10 protein-coding genes are annotated in these 16,588 nt (G+C 51.9%); all 10 read right to left on the minus strand.

The genetic code is table 11. The features are described from left to right. Window positions 1-34 precede the first annotated feature (34 nt). Entirely contained in the window at window positions 35-1,885 is a 1,851-nt protein-coding gene (locus RSX24_RS13650; RefSeq protein ID WP_236411861.1) for an ABC transporter ATP-binding protein, read from the minus strand. Then, on the minus strand, window positions 1,882-3,654 hold the full coding sequence (locus tag RSX24_RS13655) for an ABC transporter ATP-binding protein (RefSeq protein ID WP_236411859.1): 1,773 nt from the start codon (window positions 3,652-3,654) through the stop codon (window positions 1,882-1,884). The genes RSX24_RS13650 and RSX24_RS13655 overlap by 4 nt, the downstream gene beginning before the upstream one ends. Before the next feature lie 273 nt (window positions 3,655-3,927). Continuing rightward, entirely contained in the window at window positions 3,928-7,602 is a 3,675-nt protein-coding gene (locus RSX24_RS13660) for a dynamin family protein (protein ID WP_343260933.1), read from the minus strand. Between the two features lie 355 nt (window positions 7,603-7,957). After that, window positions 7,958-8,230 (minus strand): NAD/NADP transhydrogenase alpha subunit, encoded by a 273-nt coding sequence (locus RSX24_RS13665; protein ID WP_236420091.1) that lies wholly within the window; start codon window positions 8,228-8,230, stop codon window positions 7,958-7,960. A gap of 20 nt (window positions 8,231-8,250) precedes the next feature. Further along, complete coding sequence (nth, locus tag RSX24_RS13670) at window positions 8,251-8,949, minus strand: endonuclease III (RefSeq protein ID WP_339273167.1); 699 nt, start codon at window positions 8,947-8,949, stop codon at window positions 8,251-8,253. 166 nt (window positions 8,950-9,115) lie between these two features. Further along, window positions 9,116-11,857, minus strand: coding sequence for an S-layer homology domain-containing protein (locus RSX24_RS13675; RefSeq protein WP_343260934.1), 2,742 nt, complete (start codon window positions 11,855-11,857; stop codon window positions 9,116-9,118). Window positions 11,858-11,937: 80 nt separating this feature from the next. Further along, window positions 11,938-12,657, minus strand: a complete 720-nt coding sequence (locus RSX24_RS13680) for a GerMN domain-containing protein (RefSeq protein ID WP_343260935.1) — start codon at window positions 12,655-12,657, stop codon at window positions 11,938-11,940. Between the two features lie 33 nt (window positions 12,658-12,690). Continuing rightward, window positions 12,691-14,100, minus strand: a complete 1,410-nt coding sequence (locus tag RSX24_RS13685; RefSeq protein ID WP_343260936.1) for an N-acetylmuramoyl-L-alanine amidase family protein — start codon at window positions 14,098-14,100, stop codon at window positions 12,691-12,693. 259 nt (window positions 14,101-14,359) lie between these two features. After that, window positions 14,360-15,763 (minus strand): N-acetylmuramoyl-L-alanine amidase family protein, encoded by a 1,404-nt coding sequence (locus RSX24_RS13690; RefSeq protein WP_343260937.1) that lies wholly within the window; start codon window positions 15,761-15,763, stop codon window positions 14,360-14,362. Window positions 15,764-15,973: 210 nt separating this feature from the next. Next, window positions 15,974-16,576: a 3-isopropylmalate dehydratase small subunit gene (gene leuD, locus RSX24_RS13695; protein WP_236419670.1), complete on the minus strand. Its 603-nt coding sequence runs from the start codon at window positions 16,574-16,576 to the stop codon at window positions 15,974-15,976. Window positions 16,577-16,588: the final 12 nt, after the last annotated feature.

The raw sequence follows: 16,588 nt of genomic DNA on the forward strand, positions 1-16,588 counted from the left end.
TTTACAAGATTTTTTGTGTTTATTCGATCATTTTTTACAAAAATCTGTATTGGGCTTCGATTAACCCGCTGTAAATCCCTTGTTTCTGGATCAATTGTTCATGATTTCCTTCTTCCTTGATCTCGCCGTGATCAAGCACGATGATGTTATCGGCGTTGCGGATCGTAGAGAGCCTGTGGGCAACCATGAACGACGTTCTTCCTTTCAACAGAAGCTTCAAAGCATCCTGGATTTTCAATTCCGTTTCCGTATCGATGCTGGCCGTCGCCTCATCCAGAATCAGAATGCGAGGATCGGCGAGCAATGCGCGGGCAAAGGACAGAAGCTGTCGCTGCCCCATGGACAACACGTTCCCGCGTTCTTCGACTTCCGTATCGTAGCCGCCAGGCAATTTCATGATGAATTCATGGGCGTTAACGGCTTTTGCAGCCTGCTCGATCTCTTCATCCGTGGCATCCAGCCGGCCGAAACGGATATTGTCCCGGATCGTCCCGGAGAAAATGAACGTATCCTGCAGCACGATGCCGATCTGGCTTCGCAAGCTCTCCACCGTAATGTCCCGCACATCATGCCCGTCAATGGTCAGGCGACCGCTCGTAATATCATAGAAACGGCTGATCAGGTTGATGATCGTGCTTTTTCCCGAACCGGTATGCCCGACAAGGGCAATCGACTGGCCGGCCTCGGCTTTGAAGCTGATGCCTTTCAGTGCCTGGCGACCTTTCTCGTATTCAAAGACGACGTTATCAAACACGATGTCCCCTTTGATGGAAGGAAGCGGTTTGGCTCCCGGTTTATCCGCGATGCTTGGCTGTTCGTCCATAAATTCGAAGATACGCTCCGATGAAGCCATGGCGACGAGCAGTTGGTTATACATTTGGCCGAGCCGGTTGATCGGGTCCCAGAAGTTGCCGACATAGTTGGCAAAGGCAACAAGCAAACCGACGGTCAGGTGGCCATGTTGAATGAGATAGGCACCGAACCAGAACAGGATCAATGTTCCGAAACCGCCCGTAATCTCGATCAGCGGCCCAAACCCCTGGTTCATCGCGGACGCTTTGTCCCAGGATTTTTTGCTCGACAAGTTCATGTTGTCGAAATATTTCATGTTCTCTTTTTCCTGCGTATACGCCTGAGTGACACGAATCCCTTGAATGGACTCGTTCAAGTGGGAGTTAATGCGGGAGTTCTTCATGCGAACATCCTGCCATGCCCGTCGAATCAGGACGCGAAGCTTCGTAGAAATGATGAACATGATCGGTACGGTAATGATGACTGCCAGACCCAGTTTCCAGTTAATGAACAACAGGATCACGATGATGCCGAGAAGCTGCACGCAGTCAATCATGACGTTGACCGCACCGTTCGTAAACAGGTCCTGCAAGGAGTTGATGTCATTCGTTACCCGTACCAACACCGATCCTGCCGGTCTTTTGTCGAAAAAGTTGAATGAAAGCTTCTGGATATGTTTGAACAAATCCGAACGAAGGTCATAGATGACGCGCTGACCGATAATATTCGTCCATTTGATGCGATAGGTATTGGCCGCCCACTGAATGATATACAATACGAGGATGGCTCCCCCGATCAAATAGAGGAGATTCATGCTCGGCGCACCTGAAGCGGGTGCAATCGCCTTATCGATGGCCAGACTCGTCAGGAACGGAACCGACAACTTCGTAACCGTCCCTAAAATCATCATCAACAAGATGAGAGGCAGCAGCTGTCTGGCGTAAGGCTTCATGTAACCAAACAACCGCCCGAATTCCTTCCAATTAAATGGCTTTTCTATTACTTCATCGTCCTGATAAACAAAACGTTCATTCAGTTTTTTGTCGGAGACCCCTTTCGTCTCGCGCCTGACTGCCGCCGTTTCGGAACTCATGAATTCACCTGCTCCCCAGCCTCACGCTTGCCGCGGGCGATATAATCTGCATATTGGATATGATACACGTCCTGGTACGGACCAGGTTGTTGAATCAATTGCTGATGCGTTCCTCGTTGGACCACCCGGCCTTCATCAAGGACCAGAATTTCATCGGCATGGCGCAAGGAGGAGATCCGGTGCGCAATAATGAACGTCGTTCTGCCACGCATGACTTCCTGGAAGCCGGACTGAATTTCATGCTCGGTTTCCATATCCACCGCGCTGGTTGCATCGTCGAGCACCAGAATTTTCGGATTTTTGAGCAGTGCCCGTGCGATCGCAATCCGCTGTTTCTGCCCTCCTGAAAGTCCCATGCCCCGTTCACCAACGACCGTGTCGTAGCCTTCCGGGAATTCCATAATGAAATCATGCGCCTTCGCCAATTTGGCCGCACGCTCGATCTCTTCCATCGTGACGTCCTTCAGTCCGTAGGAAATATTGTTACGAATGCTGGAGGAGAACAGGAACGTCTCTTGGAATACGGAAGCAATCTGGCTGCGCAAACTGCGAATGCCGATATCGTTGATGTTGATGCCATCGAGTTTAATCGTCCCCGAACTGACGTTGTAGGCACGCATTAAGAGCTGGATGATGGTCGATTTACCCGAACCCGTTCCACCGAGGAAACCGATGACCGTGCCTGGAGGCGCATCAAAATTAATATTGTTTACCGCTGGCATTTTGTTGCCGTACGCAAACGTGACGGCGTCGAACGTAACATGCCCGCGGACCTGATCATTCTTCAGAATGACGGGATCTTCCGATTCCCGGACATCCACGGGTGTATTCAGCAGCTCCAGCACGCGTTCGCCGGAAGCTTTGGATTGCGTATAGTTGTTGATATGGAAGCCGAGACCCCACATTGGACCGATTATGTACCAAATCAAACTGAAAAAGGCAACCAGTTGACCCAGGGTAAGCGTTTGCTGTATAACCATGCGTCCCCCGATAATCAGCAGCAGCACCACGCTTAGCGAGGCCAAAATTTCCATGATCGGGAAATACCGGCTCCACAAGGTTGCAGCATGAATCTGGTTCGTTTTGTAGCGCTCATTCCGCGTCGAAAACTTGTCGACTTCATAAGGTTCCCGGGCGAACGATTTGACGGTGCGCACGCCTGTAATGTTCTCCTGCACTGCGGTCGTCAGCGAGCTAAGGGCCAGGCGCATTTCCTGGAACGCAGGGTGTATCCGGGATTCGAATCGCAGTGCGACATAAGCGAGCAGCGGAATGCAGATCAATGTCAGCAAAGTAAGCTGCCAGCTCATGGTCATCATCATGATGGCCCCGAAAATGACCATCAGGAACATGTTGAGAATCTGTGCGAAACCAAATCCGATGAAGTTGCGGATCGCTTCCAGGTCTCCGGTAAGGCGGGACATCAAGTCTCCCGTTTTGGCTGTGTCATAATAACGGAAGGATAAAAACTGAAGCTTTTCGTAACAAGCATTGCGCAAACGGTATGCCAAGTAGTTACCCAGCCTTCCGCCGAAAAACCCGTGTAAAAACTGCATTCCCGCCTTCAGGATAACGACACCTAACACCGCCAAGGCAAGTATGGGAACGTCTTCAAAATTGCGCGGAACGATCACATCGTCGATCAGAATTCTCAGCAAGTTCGGATAGACAAGGCCGAGTGCGGTCGCTATGGCGAGGCATAAGATCGATAAAAACAGATACTTTCGCTTCTCCCAAAAAAAGGTTTGCAGCTGCCTGAGAACATCCATGTTTCTCCTCCTTTTATCTCGTTCAAATTAATATGAACATTTATGAAGTTTATCACCGTACCTCATCGGCGGCAAAGCGAATAACTGCCCATATTCAGGCGGCTTTACCCTTAATGCGTCATAAATGAAACATAAGACCCGGCTTTCAAGCAAATGTTTGAATATTCTCTGGCTTTCAGGTTGTTCGTACAAAAAAAGGCTCCCTTGTTGACCTTTCGGGTCGGGAACCTTTTTTTCGATCGATATGACCGGACATATTTCATTATGAAAACGCTATTCGCTTCTCCAGCCCATAACTTGTACGGACAGGTTATGCCACTCTTCGGCAGGCACGCCGCTTGTCATCGTTTCATTCAGGGCGGCTGCCGCTTCTTGCACCCGTTCCGTCAAGAGATTGGCTTGCTGCCGCAGCGACGCCCGCACGCGGTCATCGTAGAATCCGACGAGCTGCTCCTGAGCTGCCGGCAGCGCATCCGCAGCCATCTGTTTAATGACCGGTTCGATGGCCTCCTGCAATCGTCGTCTGCCATCACCTTCGAAAAATTGTTTCGGATTACGGAAATAGCTTTGGTATGATTTCCAGCCGGATGGCTCCTCCAACCGGATCTCTTTCAGCACGGGCGTTGCCCATTGCTCGTCAAACGCCTGCGACAGATCCATGCCCTCCAGCAATCGTTCCAGATCGGCGGTGCAGTCAGCGAGCTGCTTCGCGATCCAGGACTTCCCGGCCTGCTCGAGACGCAGCGTCGTGGCGAGCAATTCCTGCTCCAATTCCACGGAAATCATGCGCAGCAGTTCGCGGCCGCAAGCAGCAAAAGCTGCCTTCAGGTTCCCGCGGTCCTCCCTTAACACGGAAGGATGGAAGGCTTCAGCCACAAACTGGCCCAATCGGAAGCCCAAACGCTGCCGGACATGAAACAACAGCTCACCCGTTTCCTGCGCAAGCTCCTCTTTCATCGTACGCCCTGCAAACGCCTCGATCCGAACTCGGGACTGCTCCATACCGGCTGACAGCTCGGCTCTGCGCCGCTGCAGCACTTCTTCGCCCTGGGCAGCGTCCTGTGCGCGCTGCTCCAAACGCTGCGCCACTCTGGACAGCTCTTCGGCAGCCCCGCCCACGGCCAGATCGGCCAATTCGCGTCCGGCAAAACGGTTGAATTCCTCTTCGAACGTGCCAAACCCGGATCGGGCAAGACGATCCGCATCGCCGTCGCTTTTGGATTCCAATGCCATCAAGCTGGACACCGGGAACAGGCGCGGAGAACGGATGCCGTTGGCGCGAAGCTGAGTGCTGACATGATCAAGCACCTGTTCCAGCTCCTCTTCCGAGGAAGCAAGGTCACTGGCATTTACGACGAAGAACATCTGATCCATGGCGGAGCTGTCCTTCACCCGTCCCAGTTGCTGCAGGAATTGCCGGTCTCCCTGCGAAAACGCGTGATTGTAATAGGTCACGAAAATGAGTGCATCCGCATTCTTCATATAATTGAAGGTCACGCCCGTATGCCGCGCATTCACGGAATCCGCTCCAGGGGTGTCCACCAGCACGATGCCTTGTTCGGTGACCGGGCAGCTGTAATGGAGGTCGATGCTGTCGACGAAACAGGATTTCCGCTCATTGGCTACAAAGCTGCGGTACCCCTCCAGGTCGACGTGTACCTCCTGTCCCAATAGCTCCTCCGTCTCCGCCCAGCCTGCGGCGGCGGCTTGGAGGAAGCTGTAATGCGGCCGTCCCGCCGGATGCACGTCCTGCGGGGACAGCCCTTTGACCCGCTTCTGCCAATCGGCTTCCGGCTCGCCCAGGCCCAGCAGGCGGAACGAATACGCCAAATCCTCCTGGAAGGCCGCCCGGGTCTTCATCCGGACCCGGGCGGTTCCATGCTCCGCGCCATCGGCCGGAGCCATGATGCGGTTGATCGCCGCCGTCGTCGGATGCGGCGAGACAGGCAGCACAGCTTCGCCGAGCAGCGCGTTGGCGAAGGAGGATTTGCCGGCGCTGAACGCACCGAACAGCGCCAGCGTGAACGTGCCGCCCGCGAGCGAAGCCGCGCGTGCACGCAAGTCCCGTACCGCCGACCCCATGGCGGGGTACGGCTCCACCAGCGCTGCGGCGGCCTCCAGCCGCGCCGCCGCAGCGTCCAGGCGCCGGCGGCGTTCAGCGCCAGCCGCCGGGTGCCCGTGCGCCGCCGCTGCGCGCGGCGGCGCTTCCGTCCGTGGCTGCGCAGCCACGGACGCGGCCGTGCCCGCCTGCGGGCCGGGGGCTTCGCCCGGCCCCGGCGCAGGCACGTGCGGGCCCTGCACCTCCGGCAATACGCCGGAGGGCAGCGGGCCCGCCGAAGGCAGCAGGCTGCGCAGCCCTGCTGCCTCCGCCTCGGTGGCGCGCTCCAGCGCCACGAGGCGCGCCGCCGAGGCGGATTGCGCCAGCAGCGCTGCGCGGCTGGCGTCCAGCGCCTGGAGCGCGGCTTCGCCTTGCGCGCCCAGCGCATCCAGCAGGCGGTCGGCCAGCATCATGGCCGACCGGCGATAGCGGGCCTCGATCTCGCCCCGCAGCTCTTTGCTGAATTGCAGCACATACTCAGGGGACACTTCGGCCCCTTCCTTGCGAACCTGATCCAGCATCGCTTCATCCAAAACGGGAAGCTCCTGATTCAGCCACTCTTCCCATTTTGCATCCCATAACCCGTGCTTTTCGCCCAATTGCCGCAGCATCGTGCGAATGTGCACTTCGACCTGGCCGCCAGCCTGATCCCGGAGCATGCGCAGCAGTTCCGTGGACCGCCGTTCTTTCTCCTGTTCCGTTTTGTTCCCCACGAACAAAAATCCAACGCGGAAACCCGGTTTACGGCTTTCCAGAAATGCACCTGCCGCTGTTCGAATATCCGCAGGCGTCAGATTGGCATTCGACAAGAGCGATTCCAGTTCTCCGCGAAATGTTTCGCGTTCGCTTGAAGGCTTGGTACGCAGCTCTTTTTCTTCGCGGCTCAGCTCAGCCAGTTGGCGTTCCAGGCGCTCCACGCCTTCACGGCCTCCAATTTGCTCAAGCAGCCCAGACTTCTCTTCTTCCTGCTCTTCCTCTCGTCTGAGCAAATGCTGCTCGGTAACATGGCTTGCCGAACTGGCCAAGCTGTGACGGATAAGCGGTTCCTTCTGTTCGAGCAGATGGCGAATGATGTTCGGAATGAGCTGCCACTGATTATAGAGATGTTCCTTATCCCTCAAGGATGTGAACAGCAGCCCGTCATACTTCACTTCCCATGCTTCAAATATGGCTTCTACGCCGCGTACATACTCATCAAAGGCCAGTTCACGGTCTCTGTGCTTATCAATTTGATTCACGATGAGAAACAAAGGTTTACCCCAATCCGACAGGCTTTTGGCAAATGACAAATTGCTTTCGGACTGTACGTGATTGTAATCCATAACATAAAAGACCACATCGGCAAGATGAAGCGCCGAATGGGTTGCCAAACTATGCCCTTTATCCGTCGAATCGACCCCAGGCGTATCGAGCAGCACGCCGTCATCGCCCAGCATCGGGATATCGTCCCAGACTTCAATGGCGCGGTAAGCTCCGCCGTTTTTGCAATACTCCTGTAATTGCTCGGGAAATACTTCAAGCGGAGCATGTGAATTCCCATGCATGTCAGCGCTTTCGTTATCGGCAGTATAGATCAGTGCGCGCGGTTCCCCGTTTCGGATCGATACCACGTTTGCGCTTGTCGGTACGGGGCTGGAGGGCAACACGCGCTTCCCGCACAAACTATTGATCAAACTCGATTTCCCTGCCGAAAAATGGCCGCAAAACGCAATCGTCAATTGCGTTGTCTCTGCCTTGCCGATCAGATCCGTTATTGCTTGTACAGCTGTCTGGTCCCCTGTCTGTTCCAGCGCTGCCCGCAGCGGAAGCAGAGGTTTGGCCAAGTCGGGCGCGTTAACTGTTCTGGTCATGGTTGGCCTTCCTCTCTCTCTGTAAACTTTGAAAATATCGATGTATCACTTGACCTGCATAAACGTTATTGTAACATTACCTTGCCATAATTTGAATTGGCTTCCTTCACCCATACGTCACATTCTCGGTCTGCCGCCCACAAGAAAACGCATACAACATGACTGCAAAAAAATAAAACCGATCTTGTCGGTTTTATCGTCTGCCGCCGCTGAATCTCCTGTCGACGATCCCGCTTGGTTGCTTCTATGTATCCCCAATGAACGGGGAGTATGTTGCATGCAATGCGTGTGACCGTCCCGACGTGCGAACATATCCCAGAAACATTGATGCAACATTTCAATATGCGTTCCTGAATTAGGAAACGGCGTTCTCCAGCGAAGGCAGCAAAATTTCGAAAACTTGGCCATGCTGCAAAATCGTGATGCCTCTCACTTTGTCTTTCATGACAACAACCTCTGGCTTAACGGACATGCGCTCCAAATAATGTTCTGGCACATCGCCGGAGTGGCTTACTGTGATGCCTTCTACTTCTTTTTCTTCATTCTCGGCCATATCCTGGTCTACGATTTGCTCGAAAATGTCCGAGAAAGCTTCAAAATTGTCTGTGTACACGGAAATGCATTTCATCATTACTCATCCTCTTCTGATTAAGAATTTAATTTTTGCCTTGAGGTGGTGCCACGTACCTTATCTTTCCTGATTTTGGGCGTTTTCATACGCTTTTTCCCTTCCCTGCACACGTCCAGCAATGGACAAACTTCGCATTGGGGGTTCTGCGCCTTGCAATGATAACGTCCGAAAAAAATGAATCGGTGATGAGTGATGGTCCACTCATCCCGAGGTACCCGCTTCATCAGTTTTTTCTCGACTTCAAGGACGGAATCGTCCCAGCCAGCCAAACCCAGACGCTTGGATACACGTTCAACGTGGGTATCCACCGCAATTGCCGGCACGCCAAAAGCGTTAGAAACAACGACATTCGCCGTTTTGCGTCCAACTCCCGGCAGCGTCACGAGCTGATCGTGTTCCTGCGGCACATCGCCATCGTACTGATCGATCAGAATCCGGCACATGTTCTGAATATGCTTGGCCTTGTTCCGATATAAGCCGATCCGCCGAATATCCTGCTCAAGCTCTTCCAAAGGCACAGCCAAATAATCGGCAGGGCTTTTGTACTTTTGGAACAGGTCTGCGGTGACTTTGTTTACCGTTTCGTCGGTACACTGGGCAGACAACAAGACAGCTACGGTCAATTCGAACGCATTCTCATGGTTCAATTCACAGTGCGCATCCGGAAACATGGCTGCCATCGTATCAAGGATATGTCTTACCGTTGCTGCATTCATGAAGAGCTACCTCCCGCAAAATCACCACACAATATGGGCTTATTAATCAAATGCCCGATTCGAGTCAGGGCGGTGTGGACGCCGGTTCGCTTGCAAAAAAAACGTCCTGATGCGGGAAAGATCCCGCATCAAGACGGTCATTCTTTTGATCCTCGAAAATAATTGATTACTGTTTTTGGATCTCCAGGACCACGTTGCCCAAAAGATACAATACAATATTATCATTATCTTTGAGAGATTGCACGCTTAAAGTCGTGTCACCCTGATGAACATATGTGCCCGATGACAGTGCGAAACGGTAATTGGTGTCGGAAGTGGACTCCCGTTTTACCAAAATTTGATTGCCCACGGCATCATACGACCAGAACTGCCTGTTTGCTACGGTCATTACACGAAAACGCGTGGAATTGTCCGTATCTTTCGTCACTTCCACGCGATCTCCTGCCGTCAGGCTTCCAATCGTCGTCAGCGTCGAACCGGATTTCAGCACTTTGATCGTTCCGCTCACAGGCACGGTTTCGGTTTGTCCATTGAACAACTTCAATGTAACAGAACTTGCATCCACCGCCGTCACTTGGCCCAGTGTACGCTTAACGACCTGAACCGCTTTTGCCGTCGTTCCTTCAAATGTAACATTAATCAGATTGCCTGCTGCCAATTGAGCCGCAGTGATCGATTGACCATTCTCTCCGGTGAGCACAGCTTGGTCCACATAGAAGTGGCTGGTCAACAAATCGGATTTTACTAGAATGCGGCCATTGGTTTCAATGGACAATATTTCGAATTGAGCTGTTGTATTCAGCGCAATCTTCTGCACGGCATCTTGAGCTCCGTTCAGCGTGATCGTAACGGAATCGCCTACCTTCAGATCGCTTAGTCCGGCACCCGCTTTGTTATAAATTTCGATCGTTGGCACCGAGTAATACGCCACCGTCACCGTTTGGTTATTGGACAGCAGACTGATCTTTTTGTTCGCCGTGTCAATATTGCTCAGCGTACCCTCGTATTTATAAATGACTTTCACTGACAGTGCGCGAGTACCCACATATGTCAGGTCTATTTTGCGGCCTTCATTCAGAAGGGTCTCCAGCCCGGCAAGCGTTGGTTTTGCTGCATTATAGTCCAGCTTCGTTTTTTCGTCCAGCGTGAACACGTACGGTCTTTTGTTGCTGTCCAGCACGGTCAGCACTTTCGTTTTGCTGTTGTACGATACGACTGAAGCGCCGTTCATCGGCTCCATCTGACGACTCACGACCTGAATGCGTGTCACGCGGTCATCGGAGTTCAACGTCAATTCGACTTGATCCCCATTGTCTGCATCGGTAATCAGATCGCTGAGCGTTGCTTTTTCGATGCCGCTAATGATCACTTCAGGCTGGTCAACCAGCAATTTGGCTTCAAGAGAACCACCCTCCCGCTTAAACGTCAGCGTGGATTGATTGCCACCGATCTCTACCAGCGTAGCGCGTACGTTTTGTTCTACGCCTTGCGACAGTTCAACCGTTTGCAGCACGCTATCCTTCACCGTGTACTTGATGGCACTGCCTGCAGTAAGCTCGGCAACAGGCAAAATACGGTCACGATAACGAATGATGAGGTTGTCATTGTACGTGTACTGCTCCGACTGGCCGGCAGCATTCGTGATTTTGATCGTTTTGCCCGAAGGATTGACCTCGGTTACCGTACCGCTGTCGCTTTTGTTCACGATGCCCGATTTCACCCGAATAACAACGGTTTTTTTGTCAGCAGAGAACGTTTCGCGCTGAATTTCAACCGTACTGTCCGCGGTAATGTCGGAAACCTTGATTGCATTCCCGTTCTGGTCGATGAATGCCGTAGACTCATCATACGCATATGTCTCGTAGTTTTCACCGACAAAGATGCCGACTTTGTTGCCGGACAAAGCGCGCGCGAAAGTGCCTTCCACGCTCTCTACTTGAGGGGTAGCGTCCAGCAATTCGACATAGGAAGCAGCACCATTCGATCCTCCGACAATCAGCACTTTGGTGTACAATTGCACATTGGGTCCGGCAGCGCGTACTTCACTGTCTTTGGTGAAATACGGAGTACTGGAGTTCACCGTGAAATTCATCGTTTTTCCATTGGCAACCAGCGTGATTTGATTTTCTTTCAAACCTGTGACATATCCGGTGTACGTGTTGGGGTAGGCCGTGTCCGTCAACCCTTCGCCGCGGCTGAAAAACGTTGCCAGCTGCGCACGCGTAACGGTCCCCGTCGGATTGAATTTGTTTCCGTCTACACCTTTGGCCAGATCAAGACTGACAGCAAGGTTTACATAACCTTTGGCACTGTCCGAAATGCTGTCATTGTCAGCAAATCCTGTGGACTGGGCATTTTGCGCTTTCGCTTCGTCATTTTTGCCCAAAGCGCGGATCAGCAGCTTTGCCGTCCATTCCCGGGATGCCGGTTTTTGGCCCCAGGTTGTATTCGCTACATCAGCAGCCGTTTCTTCGGTTTGATTAATAAGCCCCAGTTGAAGCGCCAATGCGACATACGGCTTGAAATAGTTGCTCACTTCCATGTTTGTCGGTAATGCTGCAGTCGTGCCGTCATTCAACTGGTTTTCTTTATTCATGAAACGGATGGCCATCGTTACGGCTTCTTGCTGCGTTACGGCGTCTCCCGGACGGAACAGACCGTTATTTCCGAGAAGGATCCCTTGGGATGCCAGCTTGTATACATGTTTTTCAGCCCAGTATCCTGCTTTAATATCGCTAAACAGGCCTGTTGGTGCGGCCGAAGTGGTGGTTGCCGCTGGCTGTCCTTGTCCCGTTTCGGTGGATTCGGCAGCCAGTGCGGCACCTCCGCCGCTCAGGGCCATCATGCCTGCAAGCATGGCGGACATTACTTTTTTCGAGTGTGATGGATTGTTATATTTAAAAGTCACCTATGATTCCCCTCTCTCATGTAAACGGTCGTTCCCCGTAGACTCACAATTGACAGCGTGCCATCCTTTTCGTAACCGAATTATTTCGTCATCGGATGTTCCAGATCGACATGTCCCATCAGGCTTTCCAGCTGTTTGCCGTCAACCAGCAGGTCAAGGGACTTCACTTCGTCGAATTGGAAATACGTATTTTTCAAAGCCTCGATAGCAAAAGACTCGCCGCCTGCACCCAAACGTGCCGTATCGGGCATGTGGATATCAAGCGTTAACGCGCCTTCTTTGAATGTGACGGACTTGAGTTCAATTTCCTTGGCCCAGAGCGGGACAAGCTTCTCGTCGCTGCTTTGCTGCAACGCTTCGAATGCGGACTTGTACTTATCCTGGTCGCTCGCATATGAAATGCCGGCTGTCGATTCGTGCAGCTCAAGCTCTTCCGGGTCCGTGAAAAACACTTTGATCGTTTCTTGCTTTACGCTTTCGGAATTCCCTTTGGTTTCGGAGCTTTGTGAACTCGCATTCGTTCCGTTGCCCGAAGTATTCGTAGAATCGGTTGTATTCGCAGACCCCGTAGAACCGCCTTCCGATCCATTCTGTGTCACCGTATCCGTTCCGGTCGAGTTTTGCTCCGGATCTGCCGTTACGGGATCCGTAATTTGCGTCTCGCCTTCTGTCTCGGTCACATTGTTCTCGGTTGTCTCACCTTGGGTCTGAGCTGGAGCTGCTGTCGGTTTACTGCCACATCCGGCAGCAACTGCCATCACTGTTACTAGCAATGCTGCAATCCATATCTTTTTGTTCATCTTAACTCCGCCTCCTATCATAAGGAACAACCCTTAATTGATTCCCAGATACTCCTTGATCCCTGCTACGATGCCTTTGGCCACACTGTTCTGGAAGCTTTCGGTGAACAGGACGGCCTCGTCGCTTGCGTTGCTGAGGAATCCGCCTTCCAGCAATACCGCCGGCATGGTTGTCTCACGGGTTACATGAAGACTTGCCGTTTTCACTCCACGATCTTTCAGTCCCGAGGACTGGACGAGGTGTTTGTGCATAATATCTGCCAGGGCTTTGCTGGTCGAACGCGTATAGAAGGTTTCTACACCATTCGCTGCAGCAGGACCGCTATTCGCATGAATGGAAACAAAGATGTCTGCTTTGATGTCCTCTGCAATTTTCACGCGCTGCTTCAATTCAAGAAACGTATCGTCACTGCGCGTCAGCACAACGTTAATGCCTGATTCCTGTTTCAACAAGGCCTGAACCTTCAAAGCCATTGCAAGATTAAAGTCTTTTTCCTTTTTGCCTGTAACACCAATGGCCCCCGGATCATGATCACCGTGACCCGCATCGATAACAACCACCTTTTTTCCGTCCCCAGTACCTGGAGTGGTTGTGTTTTGTCCTTCTTTGTTCAAGTTGATGACGACAAGGCCTGAGTCGCTCTCCACTTCATAGCCTTTCGCACTTGTCAAATCAATGACGAAACGAATGGTGGATGGGCTGTTGTTATAGAGCGAATAACGAATTTTCGACACATCCGGATAACCGCTAACCACGAGCTGTCCATTCTGATTGCTGTCCAAGGCTTGTCCTTCGCTGAAAGAATCTGCGAAAGCAGTGTTCGGCAAATCGATAACGATTCGATCCGGTCCTGTCATCGTGAAAACATTCGGCTTCGTGCTGCCGCTTGTGGCGATCATGAAGCGGTTTTCGCTGAAGCTGATGGCGTTCACCAGTACAAGACCTTCCTGATCTGAACTTCCGCTTTCATTTCCTGCATTCGGAGGTGTGATCGTTCCGTTTCCGGAGCCCGAGTTCTGGGTAACTAATGTTACCGTCTTCGTAGTGTTGTTCCAACCCACCTTAAGGCCCATTTGTTCGCCTACAAAACGCAAAGGCACAAGTGTAGTACCGTTTTTTACGATTGGCGGGGCATCAAGGCTAACGTTACTGCCGTTTACGGTTGCCGTTTTCTTTCCAACGACCATCTTCATGACGGTGTTATCCTTGGAAATCGTTACGGTGCTTGTTTTTTGCTGCCAGTCCACGCCGTATCCGAGACTTTCGGAAATAACGCGAATCGGAACCATCACTTTGCTGTTGATGTTTTCCGCTTTGGCGTCGGATGGCTGCACGATTTCCTTCCCATCAAGAACAATTTTTGTGTCTGCGGCCGCATGGCTATAGCCCGGGAAAACGAGCCCAAAGACAAATAACAGTGCCAAAAAACCGAACTTCTTCATCCTTCACCCCTACCATTCTCACATTTTATTGCCGCATGTTAAGATGACCTTGATCCGCCAGGTCAACTAGGCATTACCGGACACCTCATTAGACGTCCGCTTCCACCAAAAGTTGCGAATATATTCCAACATATCTGAGAATAAACGCTGTCAAATCAAGCTTTTTCTACATTTTCATGTCAAACTTCGCCCAGTTTTATCCATCAAACATCTTGAAACAACGAGCGTTCTTAAATCATACACAAGAAACAATTACCAGCTAATTGCCCAAATATTCTACGATTCCATCCACGATGGCTTGCGCGCATTTATTCTGGTACTCCTCTGTAAGCATAACGGCTTCATCCGCGGGATTGCTCAAAAACCCAAGCTCGAGCAGTACAGCGGGCATCGTTGTTTCCCGCGTGACATGAAGGCTTGCCGTCTTAATCCCCCGGTCCTTAAGTCCTGTGGCCTGCATTACGTGTTTGTGCAATACGTCAGCCAATGCCTTGCTTTCCTTGCGGGTGTACAACGTTTCAATGCCATTCGGGACGGGAGTCGTAAACTTGTTTCCATGAATGGATACAAATAGCACCGCCTGATTCAGCTCAGCGATGTCAACGCGCTGCTGAAGCGATAGCTCCGTATCGTCCTGACGCGTCACCACGGTCTGAATGGCATCGTACTGTTGAAGCAAAGCCTGCACTTTAAGCGCCACCGCAAGATTGAAATCCTTCTCGTGCGCTCCGGTTACGCTCTCCGCGCCCGGTTGTCTTCCGCCATGTCCCGGATCGATCACGACGACCTGCTTTCCTTCCTTCCCCGGTATGGAAGGTTCCGCTGTCGATTCTCCAAGGCTTCCAGTCAAATCTACCAGCAGTACATTGTTATCTCCGAGCGACCATTTGGCTGTCGCAGGCTGCTTCAGGTCAAACACGACACGCACCGTTGAAGGCGAACTGCTGAACAACGCATAACGGATTTGGGATACCATGCCGGAGTCATTTACGGCAATCCGGCCGCTGCCATCCGGCGATCCGGCTTGTGCTTCGATAAACGAAGACGAGAACGCCGTTTCGGGCAGGTCAACCATAATTCGATCCGGTTCGGACAGACTCGATATCTTCGGAGCGATGCTGCCGTCAACAGCTACGCTCAAGCGATCATTGTCATAACTGATGCTTTGCAGCAGTGCCGTTTGTGCAATCGGTGTTTCACTCGGCTCCTCCTGCTCGTCCTTCTCTACAATAGGCGGGACGCTTTCCAAACTGACGGTTTTGGTACCATTATCCCAGCCAACGTGAAGCCCCATGCCCTCACCGATAAAACGAAGGGGGACCAGTGTCGTGCCTTGTCTGATCAAAGGAGGAGCATCCAGATTGACTACGGTACCATTCACGGTGGCCGAGGTCTTGCCTGCGCTCATTTCGATATGGCTGTTGTTTTTTTCAACCCATACCGTTTGGGTGGCTTTCTCCCATTTCACCTGATAACCGAGATTTTCAGACACGATGCGAATGGGAACCATCACCGTTTTGCCGATGTTTTCGGCTGGTGCTCCAGCTTGCTCCACTCTGACGCCATCGATGATAATGGAAGGTGTGACGTCAGCAGCATGTGCCGCTACAGGCAACAAACAGAGGAATAACAAAGCAAAGACAGCTGTCGACCATTTCTTCATAAATCCTCCACCAATCTGTTTTCTTTTGAACGTCCGTATGTATCTTTCCATAATCTACTAACCAGTTTATCAGATAATGTCCTGCAATCCGGTTACAACGTTGTCATATTTCGACGGCATAATGACTGCATCGAAAAAAAAAACCGCCGACTGAATCAGAGACGAATGTCCCCGTCCAGTCCGACGGTTTAGTTTGAGGAAAGCATTGGTTTAGCCGAAAAGTTTGGCGGCATGACGTTGTTCGTAAGCCGTGATGGCATCATCATGCTGAAGCGTCAGGCCAATGTCGTCCAAGCCTTGCAGCAGGAACTGGCGGCGATGTTCATCCAAATCGAAATCGATGTGCAGGCCGTGCGCATCCGTAATCGTTTTGTTTTCCAGATCCACGTTCAGCTGATAACCTTCATGCGCTGCGGTGCGCTGGAACAGGTCCTCGACCTGCTCTTCCGACAGCTTGATCGGCAGAATGCCGTTTTTGAAACAGTTATTGTAGAAAATGTCCGCAAACGTTGGTGCAATGACGCAGCGGAATCCATAATCCATGATCGCCCATGGTGCATGCTCACGAGAAGATCCGCAGCCGAAGTTGGCGCGCGAAATGAGGATGGATGCCCCTTCATAACGGGGTTTGTTCAATTCAAAAGAAGGATTGTTGTTTCCCTCTTCGTCAAAGCGCCATTCGTAGAACAAAAACTGTCCAAATCCGGTGCGCTCGATCCGTTTCAAAAACTGTTTCGGAATGATTGCGTCCGTATCCACGTTTACGCGGTCAACCGGTGCCACGATGCCTTGCAATGTTTTGAATGCTTCCATATCTTCCGTTCT

It is taken from the genome of Paenibacillus hubeiensis, assembly GCF_032334105.1.
In the GTDB taxonomy this organism is placed as follows: domain Bacteria; phylum Bacillota; class Bacilli; order Paenibacillales; family Paenibacillaceae; genus Paenibacillus; species Paenibacillus hubeiensis.

Bases quoted from the DNA above. Each gene is read 5' to 3' on its own strand.
- RSX24_RS13660 (WP_343260933.1), bottom strand. From the start codon at position 7,602: ATGACCAGAACAGTTAACGCGCCCGACTTGGCCAAACCTCTGCTTCCG.
- RSX24_RS13655 (WP_236411859.1), bottom strand. From the start codon at position 3,654: ATGGATGTTCTCAGGCAGCTGCAAACCTTTTTTTGGGAGAAGCGAAAG.
- RSX24_RS13690 (WP_343260937.1), bottom strand. From the start codon at position 15,763: ATGAAGAAATGGTCGACAGCTGTCTTTGCTTTGTTATTCCTCTGTTTG.
- RSX24_RS13665 (WP_236420091.1), bottom strand. From the start codon at position 8,230: ATGAAATGCATTTCCGTGTACACAGACAATTTTGAAGCTTTCTCGGAC.
- RSX24_RS13685 (WP_343260936.1), bottom strand. From the start codon at position 14,100: ATGAAGAAGTTCGGTTTTTTGGCACTGTTATTTGTCTTTGGGCTCGTT.
- leuD (WP_236419670.1), bottom strand. From the start codon at position 16,576: ATGGAAGCATTCAAAACATTGCAAGGCATCGTGGCACCGGTTGACCGC.
- RSX24_RS13650 (WP_236411861.1), bottom strand. From the start codon at position 1,885: ATGAGTTCCGAAACGGCGGCAGTCAGGCGCGAGACGAAAGGGGTCTCC.
- nth (WP_339273167.1), bottom strand. From the start codon at position 8,949: ATGAATGCAGCAACGGTAAGACATATCCTTGATACGATGGCAGCCATG.
- RSX24_RS13680 (WP_343260935.1), bottom strand. From the start codon at position 12,657: ATGAACAAAAAGATATGGATTGCAGCATTGCTAGTAACAGTGATGGCA.